Source organism: Burkholderia sp. IMCC1007, assembly GCF_027257875.1.
GTDB lineage: Bacteria > Pseudomonadota > Gammaproteobacteria > Burkholderiales > Burkholderiaceae > Burkholderia.
The window spans coordinates 1-24080 of the sequence record NZ_JAPVQY010000085.1 but is presented as its reverse complement, the minus strand read 5'-3'; the positions used below and the strand labels follow the sequence as shown (position 1 = coordinate 24080).

At 68.8% G+C, this 24080-nt stretch carries 16 protein-coding genes; 9 read left to right on the top strand and 7 right to left on the bottom strand.

Going from position 1 to position 24080, the window contains the following annotated elements; translation table 11 throughout:
- Positions 1–33: 33 nt before the first annotated feature.
- Positions 34–3738 (bottom strand): exodeoxyribonuclease V subunit beta, encoded by a 3705-nt coding sequence (recB, locus tag O1Q03_RS37330; protein WP_269510633.1) that lies wholly within the window; start codon positions 3736–3738, stop codon positions 34–36.
- Complete coding sequence (recC, locus tag O1Q03_RS37325) at positions 3735–7073, bottom strand: exodeoxyribonuclease V subunit gamma (protein ID WP_269510631.1); 3339 nt, start codon at positions 7071–7073, stop codon at positions 3735–3737. The genes recB and recC overlap by 4 nt, the downstream gene beginning before the upstream one ends.
- A 181-nt stretch (positions 7074–7254) precedes the next feature.
- Here recC and O1Q03_RS37320 point away from each other — a divergent pair, with 181 nt between their 5' ends.
- Positions 7255–9546 carry an FUSC family protein gene (locus O1Q03_RS37320; protein ID WP_269510629.1) on the top strand — a complete coding sequence of 764 codons (2292 nt, stop codon included), beginning with the start codon at positions 7255–7257 and terminating at the stop codon, positions 9544–9546.
- Positions 9547–9825: 279 nt separating this feature from the next.
- Positions 9826–11193 (top strand): amino acid permease, encoded by a 1368-nt coding sequence (locus tag O1Q03_RS37315; protein WP_269510627.1) that lies wholly within the window; start codon positions 9826–9828, stop codon positions 11191–11193.
- A gap of 178 nt (positions 11194–11371) precedes the next feature.
- Here O1Q03_RS37315 and O1Q03_RS37310 read toward each other — a convergent pair whose 3' ends face one another.
- Entirely contained in the window at positions 11372–11539 is a 168-nt protein-coding gene (locus tag O1Q03_RS37310; protein WP_269510625.1) for a hypothetical protein, read from the bottom strand.
- 241 nt (positions 11540–11780) lie between these two features.
- On the opposite strand from O1Q03_RS37310, the gene O1Q03_RS37305 reads away from it, so the two are divergent.
- The 3 genes from O1Q03_RS37305 to O1Q03_RS37295 are packed head-to-tail and all read left to right on the top strand — an operon-like array spanning position 11781 to position 15268.
- A complete protein-coding gene (locus O1Q03_RS37305; RefSeq protein WP_269510624.1) occupies positions 11781–12824 on the top strand; it encodes a Fe(3+) ABC transporter substrate-binding protein in 1044 nt (347 codons plus the stop codon).
- Positions 12814–14490 (top strand): ABC transporter permease, encoded by a 1677-nt coding sequence (locus O1Q03_RS37300; RefSeq protein WP_269510622.1) that lies wholly within the window; start codon positions 12814–12816, stop codon positions 14488–14490. The genes O1Q03_RS37305 and O1Q03_RS37300 overlap by 11 nt, the downstream gene beginning before the upstream one ends.
- A 4-nt stretch (positions 14491–14494) precedes the next feature.
- On the top strand, positions 14495–15268 hold the full coding sequence (locus O1Q03_RS37295) for an ABC transporter ATP-binding protein (protein ID WP_269510619.1): 774 nt from the start codon (positions 14495–14497) through the stop codon (positions 15266–15268).
- 203 nt (positions 15269–15471) lie between these two features.
- Here the strand turns inward: O1Q03_RS37295 and O1Q03_RS37290 are convergent, their stop codons facing one another.
- The 4 genes from O1Q03_RS37290 to O1Q03_RS37275 all read right to left on the bottom strand — a co-directional run bounded on the left by O1Q03_RS37290 (position 15472) and on the right by O1Q03_RS37275 (position 17973).
- Positions 15472–15942, bottom strand: a complete 471-nt coding sequence (locus O1Q03_RS37290; protein ID WP_006484401.1) for an Lrp/AsnC family transcriptional regulator — start codon at positions 15940–15942, stop codon at positions 15472–15474.
- Between the two features lie 282 nt (positions 15943–16224).
- Positions 16225–16866: an NAD(P)-dependent oxidoreductase gene (locus tag O1Q03_RS37285; RefSeq protein WP_269510616.1), complete on the bottom strand. Its 642-nt coding sequence runs from the start codon at positions 16864–16866 to the stop codon at positions 16225–16227.
- Positions 16867–16997: 131 nt separating this feature from the next.
- The gene (locus O1Q03_RS37280; protein ID WP_269510613.1) at positions 16998–17453 is read right to left on the bottom strand and encodes an Rrf2 family transcriptional regulator; all 456 of its coding nucleotides are present in this window, start codon (positions 17451–17453) and stop codon (positions 16998–17000) included.
- A 94-nt stretch (positions 17454–17547) separates the two neighbouring features.
- Positions 17548–17973 carry a hypothetical protein gene (locus O1Q03_RS37275; RefSeq protein ID WP_269510610.1) on the bottom strand — a complete coding sequence of 142 codons (426 nt, stop codon included), beginning with the start codon at positions 17971–17973 and terminating at the stop codon, positions 17548–17550.
- Between the two features lie 193 nt (positions 17974–18166).
- Between O1Q03_RS37275 and O1Q03_RS37270 the strand changes: the two genes are divergently transcribed.
- From O1Q03_RS37270 to ltrA, 4 genes are all read left to right on the top strand, one after another.
- On the top strand, positions 18167–18502 hold the full coding sequence (locus O1Q03_RS37270; protein WP_269510635.1) for a hypothetical protein: 336 nt from the start codon (positions 18167–18169) through the stop codon (positions 18500–18502).
- Between the two features lie 253 nt (positions 18503–18755).
- The gene (locus tag O1Q03_RS37265) at positions 18756–19949 is read left to right on the top strand and encodes an ammonium transporter (RefSeq protein WP_269510607.1); all 1194 of its coding nucleotides are present in this window, start codon (positions 18756–18758) and stop codon (positions 19947–19949) included.
- A gap of 188 nt (positions 19950–20137) precedes the next feature.
- Positions 20138–22102 carry a PhoX family protein gene (locus tag O1Q03_RS37260; RefSeq protein ID WP_269510603.1) on the top strand — a complete coding sequence of 655 codons (1965 nt, stop codon included), beginning with the start codon at positions 20138–20140 and terminating at the stop codon, positions 22100–22102.
- Between the two features lie 524 nt (positions 22103–22626).
- Complete coding sequence (gene ltrA / locus O1Q03_RS37255; RefSeq protein WP_269504403.1) at positions 22627–23994, top strand: group II intron reverse transcriptase/maturase; 1368 nt, start codon at positions 22627–22629, stop codon at positions 23992–23994.
- Positions 23995–24080 lie beyond the last annotated feature (86 nt).

Here is a 24080-nt window from a genome sequence, read left to right as displayed (position 1 = left end):
CGCCGGTGAATTCGAGCGTATCGTCGGAAACGTTCATGCGCGGCCCCCTTCCATCATCCGGTCGAGCGCGTCGACGAGTTCGCGCGCCGGCCGCCGCGCGTGCACGCCGGCCGGCGCGCCGCCGCTGCGCCAGCCGGGCCGCACGCCGCGCACGAACAGGTACAGGTAGCCCGCGATATGCGTGTCGTAGTCGTAATCGGGCAGCCGCCCGCGCAGATAGCGATGCAGCGCGACCGTGTAGAGGAGCGCCTGCAGGTGATACGCGTGATCGGCCATCGCGACGTCGAGCGCGCGCGGTCCGTAGGAATCAGGCGTATTGCCGAGATGGTTCGACTTCCAGTCGACGATCCAGAACCGGCCGTCGTGTTCGACGATCATGTCGATGAAACCCTTGATGAAACCGGCGAGCATGCCCGCCTCCAGCGCAACGTCCGGATAGCCGTGCGCGACCAGCAGCCGGCGCAGCGCGCCCAGCTCGAGCGACGGCGCCGGGAACAGGAACCCCATTTCGTCGAGCCGCTTCGCCGGATCGAGATCCGCAAGCCGCATGCCCGGCACGAGTTCCGTGCTGACGACGTCGGCGACGAGCCGAGTCATCATCGCCGGCAACCGCACCCCGAGCTCGGGCTCGGCCTCGACCGGCCGGTCGTGCAGTGCACCGAGCGCGGCCTGGTGCCACGAGTCGGGCTCCGTGAAGCGGCTCAGTTCGAACAGGCGGTGCAGGCACTCGCCGGCTGCCGCGCCGCGCGGAAACACGAGGATGTCGTCGTCCGGCGGCTCGGCCGCGACCGTGTCGGCCACGGCGAATTCGCCGCCCGGTGCGACCGCGGCAAGCGCATCGTGATCCGGCCGCAGCTCGTCGTCCGGCACGATCGCGACACCCGCCTCCTCGCGTGCCATCGACGCGGTCAGCGAACTGAAGCTCGCCATTCGCCACGCATCGCGCAGCACGCGCGTCGCATGCCGCGCCGCGAGCGTCTGCGATGCATCGTGCCCGGCCGCGAGGCGCTCGCGACGCGCGGGCACCGGCAACGGCGCGACGCTCACGGGGCCGCCGGCCAGTGCTTGCCATGCGGCGTCGAGCGCCGCTTCGTCGGGTGGCTCGTCGAGCCACGCGTCGAACGACTGCCCGGCGCCCGCGACGAGCCAGTTGAGCACGCTGCGCCGCGCTTCGCGGGTCGATCGCGACGACAGATACGGCCCGGCGACGAGATAGCATCGATAGACCGCGCGCGTGAGCGCCACGTAGACGAGCCGCGCGCGTTCCGCCGCCTGCTCGCGCAACGCCTGACGCGCCGCGTGCGCGGCGGCTTCGTCGTCGCACCCGTAATGCAGCACCGCGTCGCCCGCTTCGTCGTGATACTCGCGCGCGTCAGGCAGCCCCGATGCAGGTGGCTCACGCAGGCCGCCATCGTTCAGGAACGGGCAGAACACGACCGCGTATTCGAGGCCCTTCGACTTGTGCACGGTCACGATCTGCACGAGGTTGCGATCGGATTCGAGACGCAACTGCGCCTCCTCGCCGCCGCCGTCGAGCCGTTGCGCGGCAAGCCAGCGCAACGTCGGCGCGATGCCCGGCTGCGCGGACGCGCGCGCCTGCGTCAGTTCGGCCAGATGATTGATGTCGGTCACGCGGCGCTCGCCGTCCGCGCCGGCCATCAGCCGCTCGGCGATGCGCAGCTCGCGCGTGAACGTGCGCCACATCACCGCGAAGCCGCGCTCGCGCCACAGCAGCCGATAGCGCGAAAAGCGCTCGACCCAGCTCATCGCATCGGTACTGTCGGCCGGTTCGCGCGACGCATCGCCATCGCCCTGCTCCATGCGCCATAGCGCGCCCGCATCGAGGCCGAACCAGTCGGCCGCGAGCGCCGCGCGCAAGCGCCGCAGATCGCCCGGCGCATCGATTGCCGCGAGCACGCGTTCGAGCTGCTCGGCGTCGCCGGTCGAAAACACCGACGCCTGCGCGAGCTCGACGCTGCCGATGCCCCACGTGGCAAGCACGCGCTTCACGAGACTGCCCTGCCGGTGGGTCTGCACGAGCACCGCGATGTCGCCCGGCGACAGCGGCGTGTCGCCGAGCCGCGCGTGCCCTTCGCGCGCGCCGCGCATCAGCCGCGCGATCTCGGCCGCGCAGGCCTGAGCGGCCTGCGCCTGGGCGTCGCGCTTGAGCAGCGTGCCGTCGCCGCCCGGCTGCGTCCAGATCCGGAAATCGCCGGCCGGGCCCCGGTCGGTGCCGTCGACGAACGGCGCACGCACGCGCGTGCCGGCCCGCACCGCGTAATAGTCGAGGCCGTCGAGCACGAACGCGCGCGGATTCGACATGAAGAAGCGGTTGCACGCAGCGACGATCGCCGGCGTCGAGCGCTGGTTGACCGCGAGCGTATAACACGCGCTCGCGCTTGCTCGCGCGGCCAGATAGGTGTGCAGATCCGCGGCGCGAAAGCTGTAGATCGCCTGCTTCGGATCGCCGACGAGAAAGAGCGGCCCGCGCGGCGCGAAAATCCGGTCGAAGATCGCGAACTGCAGCGGGTCGGTATCCTGGAATTCGTCGATCAGCGCGGCCGGATAGCGTTCGCGCAGCGTCTCGGCGAGCCATGGATGCGTGTGCAGCGCTTGGTACAGGTTGGCGAGCAGGTCGTCGAACGACACGACGCGGCGCGTACGCTTGCGCTCGGCCAGTGCGGCCGGCGCCATCTCGAGCCAGTCGGCGATCAGCGCGAGCCAGCGCGCATGCTGCGTGGCCTCGGCCGCGGCCACCGCCGCTTCGAGCGCGTCGGCGACGTCGAAGAACGGGTGCTCCGGTGTCGCGCCGCCCTTTTTCGTCGCTTTCACGAGCGCGGCGCGCGTGAGCTTGAGCGCGGCCTTGGGCAGCGCGGCCGTCGCATCGCCCCGCGCGAAATGCGCGGACCACGCGCCGAGCGCATCGACGACGGCGTCGGGTTTGTGCGAACGCTGGTTGAGCGCGGGCTGCGCGGTGCGCAACAACGCGTCGATCGCGTCGCGCTCGGCAGCCCACAGCCGCGCGGCTTCCTCGAAGCACGCGGCGGCGGCGGCCTCCGCCGATTCGTCCGGCTCGCCCACGCCGTCCCAGCGCAGCGCGGCGAGCGGCTTCTTCAGCCGGCGGGCGAGCTGCGCATCGAGCGCGGCCGGCCCCGCACCCGAATCGACGAGCCACGTTGCGAAACCGGGCCAGCGTGCGGCCATCGGCTCGACGCGCGTGCGCCAGAAGTCCGCCGCGAGCTCGAAGCGCAGCGCCGCATCGTCGGCCTGCATGTCGAACGCGAACGGCATCGCGGCCGCGAACGGTGCTTCCTGCAACGCACGCTGGCAGAACGCGTGGATCGTGTGGATCGCCGCCTGGTCGAACGCGCGCAGCGCGCGCCGGATCCGCTTCGCGGCCGTCTCTGGATCGAGCGTGCCGGCTTCGCCGAGCGTGGTTTCGAGCAGGCGCGCGACGAACGGATCGCCGCCGTCGTCGCCCGTATCGAGCGCATGCGCGAGCTGCGCGAGCCGCCCGCGAATCCGCTCGTGCAGTTCCGCAGTCGCCGCCTTCGTGAAGGTCACGACGAGGATCTGGTCCGCGCCGAGATCCTTTTCGAGCAGCAGGCGCACGTAGAGCGCACAGATGTTCCACGTCTTGCCGGTGCCGGCGGACGCCTCGATCTGGTTGACGCCGTCGAGCGGACACGCGAACACGTCGAGTTCGAGCGCCGCCTGCGGCTGGGGTACGGCGCTCATGCGACCTCCTTCAGATGTTCGAGCATCGGCTCGAACACGAGCCGCGCGAGTGTGCCGAACGGTTCGTCGAGCGACGGATGCGCGCCGCGCCACGCGATCGCGATGGCCGGGTCGTCGGCTTCGCTCGCCACACGCTCGTTGATCCACACGCTCGCGGCCTTCGCGTCGCCGTCGGACACGCGCGCCCATGCGCTGCGCGGAAAGAACCGCAGCGGCATGCGTCGCCCCGCGCGAAACAGCGCGGCAAGCGGCGCGAGCCGTGCGAGCGGCGCCGCGACCGGCGTGAGTTCGAACGCGCCGCCGCTGCCGAACCACAGCGTGCGGCGCGGGCCGTCGGGCACCACCGCGCAATAGACGAGGTGCGCGAGCCACGCGGACAGATAGTCGCGCGCGCTCGGCCGTGCATAGCGATAGATGATCTGCCCTGCGGGCGTCAGCCGATTCAGCGTGCCGTGCAGCTCGAGCGGCGCACTCACAGCGTCGCCGGCCAGCATCGCATCGTCGGCGCCGAACAGCGCTTGCTCGGTGTCCGGCCATGCGGGCGCGATTTCGAGCGTGAACGGGCGCCGTTCCATCCCGTCGGCGAGCGCACGCCGCACATTCGACGCGAGCTGCGTCATCGAGCCGAGCGCCTGGTCGCGCCAGACGGCGCCCGTCGCGCCGCCCGGCAGCTCCGGGCTGGCGTCCGCGATACGCAGCGCGTGGTCGTGCACGCCGCCCTCGGCCGATTCGATCAGGAGCGGCAGCACGCGCTCGGCGAGCGCGTCACTGCCGGCGAAATCGAGTGCGAACGGCTCCGTGTCGAGCAGTTCGGCCTGCGCGTCGGACAGCACGATGCCGAGCCGGGCACGCAGCAACGCACGCGCCGGATGCCGCCAGAAACGTTCGAATTCGCTGAACGCGACGGGCTCGGCCGGCTCGGCCGGCAGCGGCTGCGCGAAGAACGGCTGCTCGCGCGTCGCATCGCGCGACGCTTCGGCCGCCAGCAGTGCCGCAAGCGTCGCGCGCTCGGCATCGTACGAAGCCAGTTCGCTGTCGGGCCGGAAATACGCGGCCGCGAACGGTTGCAGCGGATGCTCGACGACGAACGCGCGCCGCGCGGCATCGACCGCGTCCGGTGCGGCGTCGGGGCCGGCCGTGACGAGCGCGAGATGGTCGAGCAGCTCGTCGACGAGCGCCGCGGGCGGCAACGGCGCGTTGTCGCGGATGCTGCGCCCCGTATAGGCGATCAGCAGCCGGTCGCGCGCCGCGAGCAGCAGGTCGAGGAACAGGTTGCGCTCGTCGTCGCGGCGCTGCCGGTCGCCGAGCTTCGGCAGCACGGCCATCAGGTCGAACTCGTCGGCACGCGCGAGACTCGGCAGCACGCCGTCGTCCATCCCGAGCAGGCATACGACGCGGTACGGCAGCCCGCGCAGGCTCGTCAGCGACGAGAACGTGACGCCGCCCCACGGCACCCCGCCGCGCGCCGGATCGTCGAGCGCGGCAGCGAGCCCCGCGCGCACCACCGGCGCGGGCAACGCCTCGTCGGGCGCGCCTTCGGTCATGGCGGCCAGCATCGCGTCGAGCGCGTCGCGCACGCCCGCCAGCGCGTCGGCATACGCGGCGCCTGAGTCGAAGAAGCGCGCGAGCGTGTCGGCGAACAGTTCGCTCCAGGCGCGCGGCGTATGCGCTTCGGCGAGCCGCCGCGCGAAGCCGTCGAGATCGTCGGTGAAGCGCGCGAGCCGACCGAGCAGTTCGGCCTCGCTGCCGGTGGCCGCCTCGATCGGCAGCCACGCGCCGACCGGCGCGGCACCTTCCGGCATCGCATAACCGAGGAAGAGCCGCGCGAGCGCATCGGAGAACGTATGGCGTGGCGCGGGCACCGCCGCGTCGTCGCTCAGCGTGGGCGACAGCCCGCGCCGCGCGCCGGCGGCCGCAAGCCAGGTCTGCACCGTCTCGAGTGCGGCCGCGTCGATCCCGTAGCGGGCCGCCACCGCGTCGACGCGCAGCCATTCGACCAGCTCCGGCGCACCGACCTGCCGCTCCGGCAGCGCGAGCCATTCGAGCAGCACGCGCGCGACCGGGTTCGCCTGCGACGGCGGCAGGCCGGTGATCCGGTAAGGCACGCGCGCGCCGCCGGCGCCCGCCGTGCCGAACACGGCATCGATCAGCGGCCCGGCCGCCGCGAGATCGGCGACCGCTACCAGCACGTCGGACGGCTGCAGCGTCGCGTCGGCATCGAACCACGCGAGCAGCCGATCATGCAGCACCTCGAGCTGGCGCGCGAGGCTGTGGCACACGTGTACCTCGATGCCGCGCTCGGCCGGCGGGTCGCCGAGTTCGTCCTCCGGCTGCAGGTCGAGGATCGCGTTCTGCACGCGCGCGAGCCAGGTCGGCGCGGGATTCCCGACGAAACGCGAGGCATCGCCCGACGCGGCGCTTTCGGTGAGCTCGTGCAGCATGTGCAATTGGGCCTGCGTCTGCCGCCCCCACTCCGCGAGCAGCGGGTGGCCGACCTCCTGATAGTCGAGCCGCCCGGCCGCGTCGAGCGACTCGGCATGCGCGGCGGTGACGATGTCGAACCAGAATTCGCGGCACGGGTTGAGCGCATAGACGCGCACGTCGATCCAGCGCGACAGTTCGCGCAGCAGCGCGACGTGCAGCGGCGGCATGGTCGGCAGCGCGAACACGCTGACCGACTCCGGCCAGTCGGCGCGCGCGACGGTCTCGCGGTCGAGATTGCGCGCCTCCACGAGAAAGCGATGCGCGGGCGGCGTGCCGCTGTCGCTCAGCTCGGCGAGCAGCGCGCGCCACAACGCGGCCTGCCACTGCTCGTCGTCGCGCGCGGCGTCGCTGATGCCGCGCGGCGCGCCGTCGCCCGCGAGCACCGACTCGCCGGCCTGCCACGCGGCCAGCCATTCGGGCCGATAGGTCAGGTAATGATCGAGCACGGCCGCGACGCGATGCGCGAGTTCGTAGCGCATCGCGTCGTCGGACGCCGACAGATACGCGGCCAGCCGCGGCGACGCAAGCCAAGGCGCGCCGCCCGCGGCCTGCGCGAAGAGCCGGTAGCAGCGCCACACGAGACGGTCCGGCGCGAACGGCGAGCGCGCGGGCACTGTGAGCACTCGGCCGATCTGCGCCCACAGCCATTGCGCGAGATACGTGAACTCGACGTTCGCGCACACGCCGTGGCGCGCGGCGATGTCGAGTTCGAGACGGCGGCGCAGCGCGGCGCTCGGCACGATGACCTGCTGCGGCGCCCACGGGCCGTTGCGGGCCGGGAACGCGGCCAGATCGTCGAGCAGCGCGTCGGCCAGCGTTTCGTGACGGTTCGAATAGAAGAGATGGAGCATGAAGCGGGTGTCGGTGCGTCGCGCCGGCCGGGCCGTGCGAACAGGAGCACCAAGGATAGCAAAAGGACCGTCGCGGCGAACCTCGTCCGAACGGCCAGGTTTTGCGGACCGCGAAATACGATAGACTCGTCGCCAGTCAATACGCCGCCCCGGGCGTCTTCGTCTGCCATTCAGCCCATCGATGCGCTATTCGGTCGAAATCAGAAAGTTTTTTTACAGCCAGTATTTTTTCGGCGGCCTGCGGATCGCGGTCGGCGTGTCGCTGCCGGCGGTACTCTGCCTGATCGTGTTTCACGACCGGGAGCTCGGCTTCACGATCTCGACCGGCGCGCTCGGCGCGTGCGTCGTCGACATGCCCGGCCCGCTCAAGTACAAGCACAACGAAATGCTCGCATGCAGCGTGATCGGCTTCCTCGCCGCGCTCGCGACCGGCCTCGCCACCCCGAACATCTTCGTGCTGTGGCTGACGATCGTGCCGCTCACGTTCGTGCTGTCGCTGATCGTCGTATACGGCAACCGCTGGCCGCAGATCAGCTTCGCGACGCTGTTCATGATGGTGATGACGCTCGAGGAGAACTTCACGCCGCTGCAGGCGTTCATCAACGCCGGCTGGATCCTCGCGGGCGGCCTCTGGTACACGTACTGGGCAACGCTCGTGTCGCAATGGCAGGCGCGCCGGATCGAGCAGCAGGCGCTCGCCGAGAGCCTGTTCGCATGCGCCGACTACCTGCTCGCGCGCGCGCAGTTCTACGATCTCGAGGCCGATCTCGACGAGTGCTACCGCAACCTCGTCGCGAAGCAGATCTCGGCGGTCGAAACGCAGGAAACCGCGCGCGACATCGTGCTGCGCAACCTGCCGAAACTGCGCCGCGGCAAGCTCGACCCCGGCCGCACGACGATGTACAACCTGTTCATCAACAGCGTCGACCTGCACGAACTGTTCGTCGGCGCGCACACCGACTACCCGCTCGTGCGCAACACGTTCGGCGGCTCGGACCTGATCATTTTCTACCGCGACCTGATCCGCAAGGCGGCCGCCGATCTCGAGGAGATCGGGCTCGCGGTGCTCGAGAACCGCGCGCCGCATTCGCGGATCAGCGTGAAGGCCGAACTGCGCGCGATCGAGTACGAGATCGAGCTGATGCGCAAGAAGCACTTCGCGGCCAGCAATCCGGAAGCGTACGCGGCGGTGCTCGCGACGTTCCGGCGCATCTGGAGCGCGACGCGCCTGATCGACCGGATGCGGCGCAACCTGTCCGGCCATGCCGATCCGCAGCAGACCGAACTGAAGATCGACAAGGCGCTCGCGCGCTTCCTGCAGCGTCGCCGGATGTCGCCGCTGTTGATCTTCTCGAACCTGAACATGCGCTCGCCGAGCTTTCGCCACGCGCTGCGCGTGACGATCGCGGTGGCCGTCGGCTTCTGGCTCGGCCGGCTGCTGCCGCTCACGAACGCGTACTGGATCGTGATGACGAGCATCATCATCCTGAAGCCCGGCTACTCGCTGACCAAGCAGCGCAACGCGCAGCGGATCGTCGGCACGCTGATCGGCTGCGCGGCGAGCATCGCGCTGATCTACACGGTGAAGGAGCCGCACCTGCTGATCGCGATCATGTTCGGCTCGATGGTGATGAGCTACAGCCTGCTGCTGTTCAACTACACGGCGAGCGTCGTGTTCACGTCGTCGTACGTGCTGCTGATGTTCCACCTGCTCGCGCCGGGCAGCATGCGGATCATCGGCGAACGCGCGATCGACACCGTGGTCGGCTGCATGATCGCGATCGCCGCGAGCCGGCTGTTCCCGTACTGGGAATACCGGCTGATGGGCAAGCTCGTCGCCGACATGCTCACGTCGACCCGCAAGTATTTCGAGGCCGCGTGGCGCGCCGGGCGCGGCGTGTCGCAGCCACCCGTGCCGATCGCCGACGGCGCGGCCGTCGTGCCGGGCGTCGCCGCGGCGATCGAAACGCCGGCCGCGACCCTCGACGACGACTACCGGTACCGCCTCGCGCGCAAGGACGTGAACATCGCGTTCGCGAACCTCGGCCAGGCGTTCCAGCGGATGATGATCGAGCCGAAGGCGCACCAGCGCTTCGTGCCCGAGCTGAACGACCTGCTCGTGCAGACGCACGTGCTCGGCGCGCAGATCACCGCCGCCGCGCCGCTGATCCGCAGCGCGTGCGCGGCCGACGACACCCTCGTGCACGACGACGCGCTGCACCGCGGCCTGTCCGCCGTGCTCGACAACCTCGCGAAGGCGGAAGCCGGCGAGCCGCCGCCGGCCGACCAGCTCGACACGACGAAGCAGATCACGCGCGAGCTCGACGCGATGGTCGTATCCGCGGAAAAATCCGACGCGGTCGGCGCCGAGCTCACGCACGATCTCAAGGTGCTCGCGCACCAGTGCAAGCAGATGCTTGCGTCGTCGCTGCTGATCCGCAAGGACGCGAGCGTCATCCGCCTGCCCGCATGACGTCGTTCCGCCGGCGTTCGCCTCGCGCGGCGGGGCGGCCGCCGGCGCGCCCGCTCCAGCCCTCCCCGTACGCATGACCCGCCCGCTTCGCGCGACGGCCGGCCCGCCGCGCGCTCGCATCACGCCCGATTCCGCCGCTCGCGCCAGTCAGGGAATACCCGATTCCGGCCATCTGCCCGGCTTGTTATCATTCGTTCACATTTTAAGTTGTATAGACAACTTGCGCCAACCGGACCGGCCCGCTCGCCCGGTCCGTTGCACAACGATATCGGAGACTCGATGAAGAACTTGCAGCGCCATCTGAGCGCGCGGCACATCCGCTTTCTCGCGCTGGGCTCGGCGATCGGCACCGGTCTGTTCTACGGTTCCGCATCGGCGATCCAGCTCGCGGGGCCCGCGGTGATCCTGGCCTACATCCTGGGCGGCGCGGCCGTCTACATGGTGATGCGCGCGCTCGGCGAGATGGCCGTGCGCGAGCCCGTCGCCGGCTCGTTCGGCCACTACGCGACCGAAAACCTGGGGCCGTTCGCCGGTTTCGTGACCGGCTGGACCTACACGCTCGAAATGGTGATCGTCGCGATCGCCGACATCACCGCGTTCGGCATCTACATGGGCTTCTGGTTTCCGGACGTCCCGCAATGGATCTGGGTGCTCGGCGTCGTCGCGGTCATCTGCGGACTGAACCTGTGCCACGTGAAGGTATTCGGCGAGCTCGAGTTCTGGCTGTCGATCATCAAGGTCGGCGCGATCGTCGCGATGATCGGCGGCGGCGTCGCGATCCTGCTGACCGGCATGCACGTCGGCCATTCGGCCGACGTGCCGAGCTTCGCGAACCTGTGGAACCATGGCGGCTTCTTCCCGCACGGCGTCGGCGGCCTGATCGCGTCGCTGTCGGTCGTGATCTTCGCGTACGGCGGCATCGAGGTGATCGGGATGAGCGCCGGCGAGGCGAAGGATCCGGAGCGCGTGATTCCGCGCGCGATCAACGCGGTGCCGGCGCGCATCCTGCTGTTCTACGTGCTGACGATGGTCGTGCTGATGTCGATCAGCCCGTGGACGGGCGTCGGCAACGACGGCAGCCCGTTCGTGCAGATCTTCTCGGCACTCGGCGTGAAGTCGGCCGCGACGATCCTCAACCTGGTCGTGATCAGCGCGGCGATCTCGGCGATCAACAGCGACATCTTCGGCGCGGGCCGGATGATGTTCGGGATGGCGCAGCAGGGCCAGGCGCCGCGCGTGCTGATGACGACGTCGCGACACGGCGTGCCGTGGGTCACGGTGCTCGTGATGGCGGGCGCGCTGTTCGTCGGCGTGGTGCTCAACTATGTGATGCCGAAGGACGTGTTCCTGGTGGTCGCGGCGATCGCGACGTTCGCTACCGTGTGGGTGTGGCTGATGATCCTGCTGTCGCAGATCGCGATGCGCCGTCGCCTGTCGCGCGCGGAAGTCGCGGCGCTGAAATTCAAGGTGCCGCTGTGGCCGGTCGCACCGGCGCTGACGATCGCGTTCATGGGTTTCGTGATCGTGATGCTCGGCTGGTTCGACGACACGCGCGTCGCGCTCTACGTCGGCGCGGCCTGGCTCGCGCTGCTCGCGGTCGTGTTCTACGCACGGATCCGCCCGAAGTTCGCCGCTGCGTCACGTTGACGCACCACTGATTTCCCCCGCGCGGGCGCCGGCTTCGGCGCCCGTTTTTTCTTCCGGCACGGCGCGGCACGGGCGCGATGCTTTGCGCGTCGTCAGCCGCCCGTTCCATCGCCTCGCTGCTCGTGCCGGTCGCTGCCAGTCCCTGCCTGACCGCCAGGGTCCGGCAGCGCCCGCTCGTTCAGTGCGACGCGGCGCTCGCGCTCGCGGCCTGCGGCGGATGCGCGTCGTCGTACGCGCGCTTCTGCGAGATCGCGTTGTACAGGATCGTCCCGATCACGAGCAGCACGGCCACGACGATCAGGATGCTCACGTTGCGGACAGGATTCTTCTTGCGCTGATCGTTCATGGTCGGGGCGACTCCGTCAATTTGTCGAAGCGGGCATTCTACGCGCTTGCGCACGTGCCGCGACGCGCCGTTTGCGTGCCGCCCCAAGCCTGCCTCCGCGGCCGACGCAAGCTTTCATTTGATAATCGTTCCCATTTCGATCTAGAATCCGAAATCTTTCGCTTTGTAATGTTTCGGGTTGCTCGGGCGGCAGGCACGCCCCCGGAACGCTCCTTCGCCCGCCTGCCTCATCGGAGTCTCCATGTCGAATCCGCGCACCCGCCTGCTGCCGCTCGCCGGCGCCCTCGCCTTTGCCGCCGCCGCGTTCGCGCCGCTGGCGCAGGCAGCCGAGGAAGTCAGCCTGTACACCACGCGCGAACCGAAGCTGATCCAGCCGCTGATCGATGCGTTCACACAGCAGAGCGGCGTCAAGGTCAATACGGTGTTCGTGAAGGACGGCCTGCTCGAACGGGTGAAGGCCGAAGGCGCGCAGTCGCCCGCCGACGTGCTGATGACGGTCGACATCGGCAACCTGCTGGACCTCGTCGACGGCGGGCTCGCGCAACCGGTGCGCTCGAAGGTGCTCGACGACGCGATTCCGGCGAACCTGCGCGGCGCGCAAGGCGACTGGTATGCGCTGTCGCTGCGCGATCGCGTGCTGTATGTCGAAAAGGACCTGAAGGTCGACGCGTTCCGCTACGAGGATCTGGCCGACCCGAAATGGAAGGGCAAGGTCTGCATCCGCTCGGGACAGCATCCGTACAACACCGCGCTCGTCGCCGCGATGATCGCGCACGACGGCGAAGCCGCGACCGAAAAATGGCTGCGCAGCGTGAAGGCGAACCTCGCGCGCAAGGCGACGGGCGGCGACCGCGACGTCGCGCGCGACATTCTCGGCGGCATCTGCGACGTCGGTCTCGCGAATGCGTACTACGTGGGCCATATGAAGAACGCGGAGGCCGGCACCGATGCACGCAAGTGGGGCGACGCGATCAAGGTCGTGCGGCCGACGTTCGCGAACGCGAAGAGCGGCGGCACGCACGTGAACATCAGCGGCGCGACGGTCGCGAAGCACGCGCCGCACAAGGCCAACGCGGTGAAGCTGCTCGAATACCTGGTATCGCCGCAAGCGCAGGCGCTGTATGCGCAGGCGAACTACGAATACCCGGTGCGCGCGAACGTGAAGCTCGATCCGGTGATCGCGAGCTTCGGCACGCTGAAGGTCGACCCGTTGCCGCTGACGGAGATCGCGAAGCATCGCAAGGCGGCCAGCCAGCTCGTCGACAAGGTCGGCTTTGACAACTGATGCATCGATCGTCCGCGCGCGCCGCCAGCCGTTGCGCCCGCGCGCGGGCAGCGTTGCGCTGAGCGCGGCCGTCGCGATCGCCGCGGCGGTCGCGGCGCCGCTCGCGGTGCTGGTCGCCGCCGCATTCGGGGCCGATTTCGCGCACTGGCGGCATCTCGCCGAATTCGTGCTGCCGCAGGCGCTCGCCAATACGCTGCTGCTGCTCGCGGGCGTCGGTGCAATCGTCACGGTGATCGGCACCGGCTGCGCGTGGCTCGTCACCGCATACGACTTCCCCGGCCGCCGAACGCTGACGTGGGCGCTGCTGCTGCCGCTCGCGGTGCCGACCTATATCGTCGCGTTCGCCTATCTCGACCTGCTGCATCCGATCGGCCCCGTGCAGAGCGCGTTGCGCGCGCTGCTCGGCTTCGACAGCCCGCGCCAGTTCCGCCTGCCCGACCTGCGCTCGCTGCCTGGCGCGATCTTCGTGCTCGGCTTCGTGCTGTATCCGTATGTGTACCTGAGTACGCGCGCGATGTTCGTCACGCAGTCCGCGAGCCTGCTCGAAGCGGCGCGCACGCTCGGCGCGGGACGCGTCGCGACGTTCTGGCGCGTCGTCGTGCCGCTCGCGCGGCCCGCGATCGCGGTCGGCGTGAGCCTCGCGCTGCTCGAAACGCTGAACGACATCGGCGCGTCGGAATTCCTCGGCGTGCAGACGCTGACCGTATCGGTCTACACCACGTGGATCACGCGCTCCGACCTCGCCGGCGCCGCGCAGATCGCACTCGCGATGCTCGCGATCGTCGTCGGCATGATCGCACTCGAACGCTATGGACGACGCCGCCAGCGCTACGCGCACGGCCGCCGCATGCGCCCGATCGCGCCGCGCCGGCTGACGGGCGCGGCCGCCTGGAGCGCCGCGGCGCTGTGCTGGCTGCCCGTGCTGCTCGGCTTTGGCGCGCCGGCCGCGTATCTCGCCGCCGAGACCGGCAAGCGGCTGCATCTCGTCGGCGGCGTATCCGCGCCACTGCTGACCGGGCTCGCGAACACGCTGACGATCGCCGCCGCCGCGACCGTCGCGACGCTCGTGTGCGGGCTCGTCGTCGCGTGGGCGGCGCGCGCGCAACGCGACAGCGCCCGCGCCGGCCCGGCCCGCGCGTGCGCGCGGATCGCGAGCCTCGGCTACGCGGTGCCGGGCACCGTGCTCGCGATCGGCCTGCTGATCCCGTTCGCGGCGGCCGACCGGCTGCTCGGCGCGGCGCTCGGCCGCGACGGGCTGCTGCTGATGGGCTCCGCGGTCGCGCTCGTGATCGCGTACACCGTGCGCTTTCTCGCGATCTCGGCCGGCAGCATCGAAGCCGGCCTCGCACGCATTCCGCCGTCGCTCGAACAGGCCGCGCGCTCGCTCGGCGAGACGGCCGGCGGCACGCTGCGCCGCGTGCACCTGCCGCTGCTGCGGCCCGCGCTCACGACGAGCGCGCTGCTCGTCTTCGTCGACGCGATGAAGGAGCTGCCGGCGACGCTGCTGCTGCGCCCGCTGAATTTCGACACGCTCGCGACCTGGCTGTATGCGGAAGCCGCGCGCGGCACCTACGAGGAAGGCGCGGTCGCCGCGCTCGCGATCGTGCTGGCCGGGCTCGTGCCGGTCATCCTGCTCGCGCGCACCCGCCACAAGATCGGAGCCTGACACCGTGAAGCTGCTCGAACTCGACGACCTCTGCGTCGCCTACGACACGCCGCAAGGCCGCCGCACGGTGGTCGACGGGCTGAGCCTCGCGCTGCCGCGCGGCGACATCGGTTGCCTGCTCGGCGCGTCGGGTTGCGGAAAGACCACCGTGCTGCGCGCGATCGCCGGCTTCGAGCCGGTGCGCATGGGGCGCATCGTGCTGGACGGCACGCCCGTCGCCGCACCGGCGTTCGACGTGCCGCCGGAGCGGCGGCGCATCGGGATGATGTTCCAGGACTACGCGCTGTTCCCGCACCTGAGCGCGGCCGAGAACGTCGCGTTCGGCCTGCGCCGCATGCCGAAGGCCGACCGGCGCGTGCGGGTCGCCGAGTTGCTCGATCTCGTCGGTCTCGCCGATTCGGGCGGCGCCTATCCGCACGAACTGTCGGGCGGGCAGCAGCAACGCGTCGCCCTCGCCCGCGCGCTCGCGCCGTCGCCGGAACTGCTGCTGCTCGACGAGCCGTTCTCGAATCTCGACGTCGATACGCGCGAGCGGCTCGCGTTCGAACTGCGCGAAATCCTGAAACGCACGGGGCATACCGCGATGCTGGTCACGCACAACCAGGCGGAAGCATTTGCGATCGCCGACCGGATCGGCGTGATGAAGGATGGCCAGCTCGCGCAATGGGACACGCCGTATGCGCTGCATCGCCATCCGGCCAGCCCGTTCGTCGCGGAGTTCGTGCGCCGCGACGCGCTGGCGGACGAACGCGCGCGGGCGCTGGCACGGGGCCGCTGAGCGGGCGCTCACTGTGTGCATCGTCGTCGGCGGCGCGTACCCGTGGGCCCGGCCGCAACTTGTCGCGCCTTGTCGCCTTGTCGCCTTGTCGCCTTGTCGCCTTGTCGCCTTGTCGCCTTGTCGCCTTCTCGCTTGTCGCCTTCCCGCCTTCCCGCCTTCCCGCCTCGCCCTCGCCTTCTCGCGCAGCGCCGCCCCGATGCTCGCTACGCCGGCTCGGCAAGATCGCGCACCGGCAGCGCGGTCGAATACTTGATCTGCTCCATCGCGAACGACGAGCTGACGTCGAACAGCGGCACCGTCCGGATCAGTTGCTTGTACACGCGATCGTAATCGTCGATGCCGGCCACCACGACGCGCAGCAAGTAGTCGGTCTCGCCGCTCATCCGGTACACCTCGACGACCTCCGGCATGTCGCGCACGGCCTGCGTGAAGCGCTGCGCCCACTCTTCGGTGTGCTGGTTGGTGCGGATCGCGACGAACACGGTCGTGCCGACGCCGAGCTTGCGCGGATCGCACAGCGCGACCTGCGCGCGGATCGCGCCGGTTTCCTTGAGCCGCTGCACGCGCTTCCAGCATGGCGTCTGCGACAGGTTCACCCGCTGCGCGAGCTCCGCGATCGGCAGTGTGGCATCTGCCTGCAACAGCTCGAGCAGCTTGCGATCGATGGCATCCATTTACCCGGTCCTTCTTCGATAGAAATTTTTTCTATGCATTCAGCATGACGGGGAACAATATGGAAACCGCCGCGCCGCGTCGACCGGGATAAATACCAATCGAGCGCGCGACGATCTGCCGTGCGCACGTTTCGTTCGCGCCGGCCCGCGCGAAATCAGCACCCCAAACGAAACAGGCGATTCCGCCCGTCAAGGGGGAATCGCCTGAAATCGCGACCCGTTGCGGCGCGCCGCCGCGTGCGACCCGTGCCGCCGCTTACGCGTCGCCCGCCGCGCTGCCGCTCAATACGCGACCGTCGCGATCTCGCGCACGAAGCTGTCCTGCTCGAGCGCATCGACGAACGCAACCGCATAGTCTTCCGCCGAGATCTTGCTGTTGCCCTGCGCGTCGACGATCAGCTTGCCGGCGCCGGTACGGAACGTGCCCGTGCGCTCGCCCGGCGCGATCAGCGCGGCCGGCGCGAAGAACGTCCAGTCAAGATCGCTGACCGTTTCGAGGTAGTCGAGCGCATCGCGGTGCGCGAGCGCGACCGCCTTGTATGCTTCCGGGAAGCCTTCGGTGTCGACGAGCTGCTTGCCGGGCGCCACTTCGAGCGAACCGGCGCCGCCCACCACGACGAGCCGCTTCAAGCCCGCTTCGCGCGTGCCGGCAACCAGCGCCTTCGCCGCCGCGACGACCTTCGCGGCATCGTCCTGTTTCGGACCATACGCGCTCGCGACGACGTCATGTCCCGGCAGCGCGGCCGCAATGCTGGCCGCGTCGAACAGATCGGCCGCCTTTGCGGTGATGCCTTCGCTGCCCGCGCCCGGATGGCGCGACAGTGCGGTCACGCGATGGCCGCGACGCACGGCCTCCGCGGCGATGCGCGAGCCGATCATGCCGGTGGCGCCGAACAGCGCGATGTTCAAAGTACGTTGCGTCATATCGATTCCCCAAAAAAGTAACTAAAGTAATTACACATAAGACCGAAAAAAACGGAGCAACCGCCCCGTTGCGCCGATCGCCGCGCATGCGCGGCACCGGCCTCCTGCCCTGCCTCATCCATTGCCCGTGCTTACCCGCTCGCACTTCCGGCGTGCCGGCCGCGCTGCTCCAATTCGAGCACGTCGGCCGTGACGTCGGCCAGCGTGCGCGTGGCGAGCGATGCTTCCATCGCGCGCTGCGCGTCGCCGATATAGTCGATCAGCGCGCCCTGGATGTGCCGCCCGACAATGCACGCCGGATTCGGCGCCTCGCGGTGCAGCGCAAAGAGTTGCGCATCGTCGACCGCACGATACACGTCGAGCAGCGTGATGTCGGCGGGCTCGCGCGCCAGCAGCGCACCGCCTCCGGCGCCGAGCTGCGACGTGGTGAGCCCCGCGGCCGCCAGCATCGACAACAGCCGGCGGATCAGCGCCGGATTCGTGTTCACGCTGCCCGCGATGATGTCGGACGACAGCGGCGCACCTTCCTGCATCGACAGCAAGGCAAGCACGTGAACGGCAAACGCGAACCGGCTGCTGGTATTCATTCCTCACCCACTCGGCTGACGCCCGGCCCGAACAGCGGCCGGCGACAATATGTAACCACTATAATTACATTTAACGGATTGCGCAAGCACGCGCTCAGTTGCTGGCCGGTTTCGCGCCTGCCGCATTCTGCTGGCTCCATTGCTGGAGCTTCTTGCCGGCCTCCGCCATCCTCGCGCCCGCTTCGGAGGCCGCATGCGCGACGACCGACGAAGCCGCCGCATCGAACTGCGCCTGCGCGGCGGACGCGAGACCGCTCGCGGACAGCGGCGGCACGGCCGACGCCGCCGACGCGATGCCGGCCTTCGCGGCGTCGAGCTGCTGGTTGACGGTGCTCGCCACCTGGCCGAGCGCCTTGGCCGCGCTGTTCGCGGCATCGGCGGCCGCGCTCGCGGCCGTATCGGGTTGCGTGGCCGGCGCGCCGGACTTCTCGCAGCCCGCGAGCAACAACACGGCGCCGATCGTCGCGAGCGCCAGCACGGAGCCGGGCGCGCGACGCGCCGGCCAAGTCTTCATCTTCATCTGCAATCTCCGGCCGCGCGTCGCACGGCCTGAATGGTTGGACCGACATCGATGATACCGCCTGCAGAACGGGGCCAATGTCGACTCGTGATTGAAAACGCCTTGCAATTTCGGACTCGTCTGATTCAATCGCACGCGCGACGACACTAAAGTGGACACGCTTCGATCCGCTTCGTCCACCTCCCGCTTCTTCATGGCATTCCTCATCGACTGGTTCATCGCGCTGGCCGCCGTGCTCGCCGCTACCCTGTTCCTGTGCCTGCGTTCGCCGTCCGCATGCGGCCTGCGCGCCGCCGGGCGTGCGCGCCGCGTCGCGTCCGCGCGCCTGCTCGCGCAGGCCGTGATCGGCTTCTGGACGGCCACGCTGATCGTCGCGCGAGGCATCCTCGGCCCCGACGGCGACGGCCAGTCGCCCGCGGGCGTCGCGGCGCTCGCGTTCGCCGCGCTCGGGCTGGCGGCGGTGGCCAGCTACTGGGCAACCTGCGCGAGACGGCTGCGCCGCCGACGCACGTTGTTCCCGCGCCGCTGACGCGCCAGCGCGGTGCATCGCTGCGCACCACACCGCACCGCAGCGTGCGCCGTACGCACCAGTTCCGCCCGTCGCGCACCACGCGCGTGCACCCGAAGCGGCCCCGTGGCCGCGCATCGCCTGCCCCGCAATCGTGCATACGTCACCGGAATACCGCGCCGTCCGGCCTTCCGCACCAATTGCACGCAGCCGTTCACCAAGTTGGCTCGATACTTGCGTACCTCGCCCGTTTTTTGCGCAAGGAAGCCACGGCATGGATGGTCTGAAATCCGGCGTCGACACACTGTTCCTGTTGATCGGCGCCGTCATGGTGCTCGCGATGCACGCGGGCTTCGCATTTCTCGAACTCGGCACGGTCCGCAAGAAGAACCAGGTCAACGCGCTCGTGAAGATCCTGGTCGACTTCTCCGTGTCGACGCTCGCGTACTTCTTCATCGGCTACACGATCGCGTACGGCGTCGAATTCTTCGACGACATCGGCACGCTGTCGCAGCACAGCGGCTACGCACTCGTGCGCTTCTTCTTCCTGCTGACGTTCGCGGCGGCCATCCCCGCGATCGTGTCCGGCGGCATCGCCGAGCGCGCGAAGTTCAACCCGCAGCTCGTCGCGACGCTGATCATCGTCGGCTTCATTTATCCGTTCTTCGAAGGCATCGCGTGGAACGAGCGCTTCGGCGTGCAGGCCTGGCTCACGCATGCGTTCGGTGCGCCGTTCCACGATTTCGCGGGCTCGGTCGTCGTGCATGCGTTTGGCGGCTGGGTCGCGCTGCCGGCCGTGCTGCTGCTCGGCGCGCGCCACGGCCGCTATGCGAAGGACGGCCGGATCGCCGCGCATCCTCCGTCGAACATCCCGTTCCTCGCGCTCGGCGCATGGGTGCTCGCGGTCGGCTGGTTCGGCTTCAACGTGATGAGCGCGCAGACGCTCGACAAGATCAGTGGCCTCGTCGCCGTGAACTCGCTGATGGCGATGGTCGGCGGCACGCTCGCCGCGTGGATGGCCGGCCGCAACGACCCGGGCTTCACGTACAACGGCCCGCTCGCGGGCCTCGTCGCGGTGTGCGCGGGTTCCGACGTGATGCATCCGATCGGCGCGCTCGTCACCGGTGCGGCGGCCGGCGCAGTGTTCGTCGCGATGTTCACCTGCGTGCAGAACCGGTGGCGCATCGACGACGTGCTCGGCGTGTGGCCGCTGCACGGCATGTGCGGCGCGCTCGGCGGGCTCGCGGCCGGCGTGTTCGGGCAGCCCGCGCTCGGCGGCCTCGGCGGTGTGTCGTTCGTGTCGCAGCTCATCGGCACGCTCGGCGGCATTGCGATCGCGACCGCGGGCGGCACGCTCGTCTACGCCGCGCTGAAGGCAACCGTCGGCCTGCGCCTCGATCGCGAAGCCGAATTCGACGGCGCCGACCTGTCGATCCACCGCATCTCGGCCACGCCTGAACGCGAGTGAGCGGAAGCGCCTGCGACGGCGTCCGTCAGCTCGCCTGACGGACACCGACGCATCATTACGTTTTCAATTCAAAAAACTTTCATCTAGCGTCCTTACACTTCCGTCCAGTTTTCAATACGCCTTCGCGAAGCTTGCCGTTCGCCTGCTTCGCGATAGCCATTCTTCCAACAACCGAAACTGGACTCCACATGCCCGCGTTGCCCAATGCTTCCCGTCGTCAGGCCCTGAAGATCCTCGCCGGCGCGCCCATGCTGCCTCTCTCCGGCCTCGCGCTGCCGGCCATGCTGACGGGCTGCGGCGGCGACGACGCTCCCGCTTCGGTCACGACGCCGGCGGCCGCCGCCTACACGTCGGCGGCATTCTCCGCGATGGCCGCCCCGACGCTCGACAACGCGGCCGCGATGGCCACGACGACGGTCGGCTCGACGCTGTCGGTCTCGTTCTCGGACGGCTCGTCGCGCAACTTCAAGCTCGCGTACAAACCGTTCTTCGTGACGGGCGACATGGTGCCGGACGGCAAGGGCGGCACGACGCTCGCAGGCGGCTACTACGACATCAACAACCAGCCGATCATCGATCGCTCGGTGGCCGGCAAGGAGCGCCAGTTCTATTCGGACTGCCCGGACGGCAGCTCGCTGCTGACGGTGAAGAACGCGAACGTGGCCGGCGTGAAAGGCAACACGGTGTTCGCGGTCGTGCAGTTCGAATACACGACGCGCGACCAGGCGAGCGCATCGCAGTACGGCCAGCTGCCGTCGCCGATCGCAGTGATCACGCTCGACCAGGATCCGTCGAACGGTGCGCTGAAGGTCGTCAAGTATCACAACGTCGACACGTCGAAGGCACACGGCCTGTGGATCACCTGCGGCGCGAGCCTGTCGCCGTGGGGCACGCACCTGTCGAGCGAGGAATACGAGCCGGACGCGACGAAGGCCGCGACCGACGCGCAGTTCAAGGCATTCAGCAAGAACACGTTCGGCGACGAGACCAAGGCGAACCCGTATCACTACGGCCACCTGCCCGAGATCACGGTGAACCCCGACGGCACCGGCACGGTCAGGAAGCACTACTGCCTCGGCCGCATCTCGCACGAGCTGATCCAGGTGATGCCGGACCAGCGCACCGTGATGATGGGCGACGACGCGACCAACGGCGGCCTGTTCATGTTCGTCGCCGACAAGGCGGCCGACCTGTCGGCCGGCACGCTGTACGTCGCGAAGTGGACCCAGACGTCGTCGGCCGGCGCCGGCAGCGCGACGCTCACGTGGATCAGGATCGGCCACGCGACGAGCAGCGAGATCGAAGCGCTCGCGAACACGCTGAAGGCGTCGGACATCATGGACCTCGCGACCGTCGATCCGAACGATGCGAGCTACACGAAGATCCACTTCGGCGGCAAGTTCAACTGGATGCGCGTGAAGCCGGGGATGGAAAAGGCGGCCGCGTTCCTCGAGACGCACCGCTACGCGGCGCTGATCGGCGGCAGCATGGCGTTCACGAAGCTCGAAGGCACGACGGTCAATGCGAAGGACAAGATCGTCTACACGGCGATGTCGCGAATCGAAACGTCGATGGTCCAGGGCAACGCGGTGTCGCGCGACGTCGCGGTCGACAAGAAGATCGCCGCAGGCGCCGTCTACGCGCTGAACCTGAAGGCCGGCCAGCGCGACACGTCGGGCGGCGCGATCGACAGCGAATGGGTGCCGGTCGACATGGGCGCGCCGGCCGCGCTCGTCGGCGAGGATCTCGCCACGGCCGACGCGCTCGGCAACCTCGCGAACCCGGACAAGATCGCGAACCCGGACAACCTGAAGTTCTCCGAAAAGCTGCGCACCCTCTTCATCGGCGAAGACTCGGGCATGCACGTGAACAACTTCCTGTGGGCGTACAACGTCGACACGAAATCGCTCACGCGCGTGCTGTCGTGTCCGGCCGGCGCCGAATCGACGGGCCTGCACGCGGTCGACGAGATCAACGGCTGGACTTACATCATGAGCAACTTCCAGCACGTGGGCGACTGGGAATCGCCGCTGCACGACAAGGTCAAGCCGACGCTCGATCCGCTCGTGCGCGCGAACTACAAGGACCGGTTCGGCGCAAGCGTCGGCTACCTGACCGCGGAGCCGACCAGCATCAAGCTCGCGAAGGCCTGAGCACCGCGCGAGGCGCGCACGCTCGATCGTCCGCCCGTCGCGGCCCCGCTTCTTCATCACGTTTCATTCGTCGGCGCTCCACGCCGGTTCATGCGCGATGCCCGTTCGGGCGTCGCGCTTTTTTTGTGCGCCCAGCATGGGCGCACTCTAGTGGGTGCAAGTCCCACCGCAAGTTGATCACAGCGAGCGAAGCGAAGCGCAACTGCATGAGGGCGACCGAGTGTGGGGAGGAAGCGTGGAGCGAAACTGCGAGCCGATGAACAAGAACCGGATAGAAGGCGGTGCCGTCCAGGGCGAGCGGGCAAAAAGCCGCGAAGCTCTCGTGATCAAGGGGCGGCGGCGTAGATCCGGCGGCTGTGCAGTGAAGGAGTGCGTTCTTACCTGGGGAGATCCCGCCTCATGCCTGAAAGGGCAACGGCGTCGAGCCGGAGCGGGAAGTCAGCAGAGGCCGTAGTAGTCACAGGATAAGCCGGTGAGGTGGAAGCTGGTGACGAAGGGCCGAACGGAAAGGAGTGTCCAGCGTTATGTCGATGCGGCAGGCAGTGCGTCAGATGCCCGTGCAAACGGGGCGAGCGAGGGAAGCGCGCGGTGAAGCTGCGCGCGTACCTGCTAGCGACGAAGCCTGCTGCCCGCGACATGAATCCGGGGACACAGGGTCAGCGCTGCTGGAAGCGGCTCTGACGAGAGAGAATCTGAAGCAGGCGTTCAAGCGGGTACGGGCTAACAAGGGAGCCGCTGGCGTGGACGGTCTGGACATTGACCAGACGTCGCGTCATCTGGTGACGGCGTGGCCTGCGATCCGTGAACAATTGCTGAAGGGCACGTACCGGCCCAGTCCGGTACGACGGGTGGCGATCCCGAAACCGGACGGAGGCGAGCGTGAGCTTGGCATCCCGACGGTGACGGACCGGCTGATCCAGCAGGCACTGCTGCAGGTGCTGCAGCCAGTTCTGGACCCTACCTTCAGCGAGCACAGCTACGGCTTCCGGCCCGGACGGCGTGCGCACGATGCGGTGCTTGCCGCGCAATCGTACGTGCAGTCGGGACGGCGAACCGTGGTTGACGTTGATCTGGAGAAGTTCTTCGACCGGGTCAACCACGACATCCTGATCGACCGTTTGCAGAAACGCATTGGGGACGCCGGAGTGATCGGGCTGATCCGGGCGTATCTGAACAGCGGCATCATGGCTGACGGGGTGGTCCAGCAACGGGATCAGGGCACGCCGCAGGGCGGACCGTTATCCCCGTTGCTGGCTAATGTTCTGCTTGATGAGGTGGACAAGGAACTGGAGCGGCGGGGCCACTGCTTCGCCCGCTACGCTGACGATGCGAATGTGTATGTTCGCAGCCGTCGTGCGGGCGAGCGGGTGATGGCGCTGTTGCGACGCCTGTATGGTCGGCTGCGCCTGAAGGTCAATGAGACCAAAAGCGCCGTGGCGAGTGTGTTTGGTCGCAAGTTTCTGGGCTACAGCCTGTGGGTAGCTGCGGGCGGTGTGGTCAAACGCAAGGTGGCGGCCAAACCGCTGCTGGCGTTCAAACACCGCATTCGAGAACTGACCCGCCGCTCTGGCGGGCGCGGCATGCCCGAAGTGGTGGAACGGCTACGGGCTTATGTGTTGGGATGGAGGGCGTACTTCCGGTTGGCGCAAACGCCCGGTGTGTGGTTGGCACTGGACGAGTGGTTGCGTCACCGGCTGCGGGCTATCCAGCTTAAACATTGGCGCCGGGGCCCGACCATCTACCGGGAACTTCGTGCGTTGGGGGCGTCGGTCGACGTTGCGCGACAGACGGCGGCGAGCAGCCGCCGTTGGTGGCGTAACAGCGCCCAGTTGCTCAACAGCGCCCTGACCATCGCATACTTCGACCGGCTCGGCGTACCTCGTCTCTCATAACCTCAACTTCTCGAACCGCCCGGTGCGGACCCGCATGCCGGGTGGTGTGGCAGGGGTACGGCCTCATGGCCGTCCCCTATGCCGAT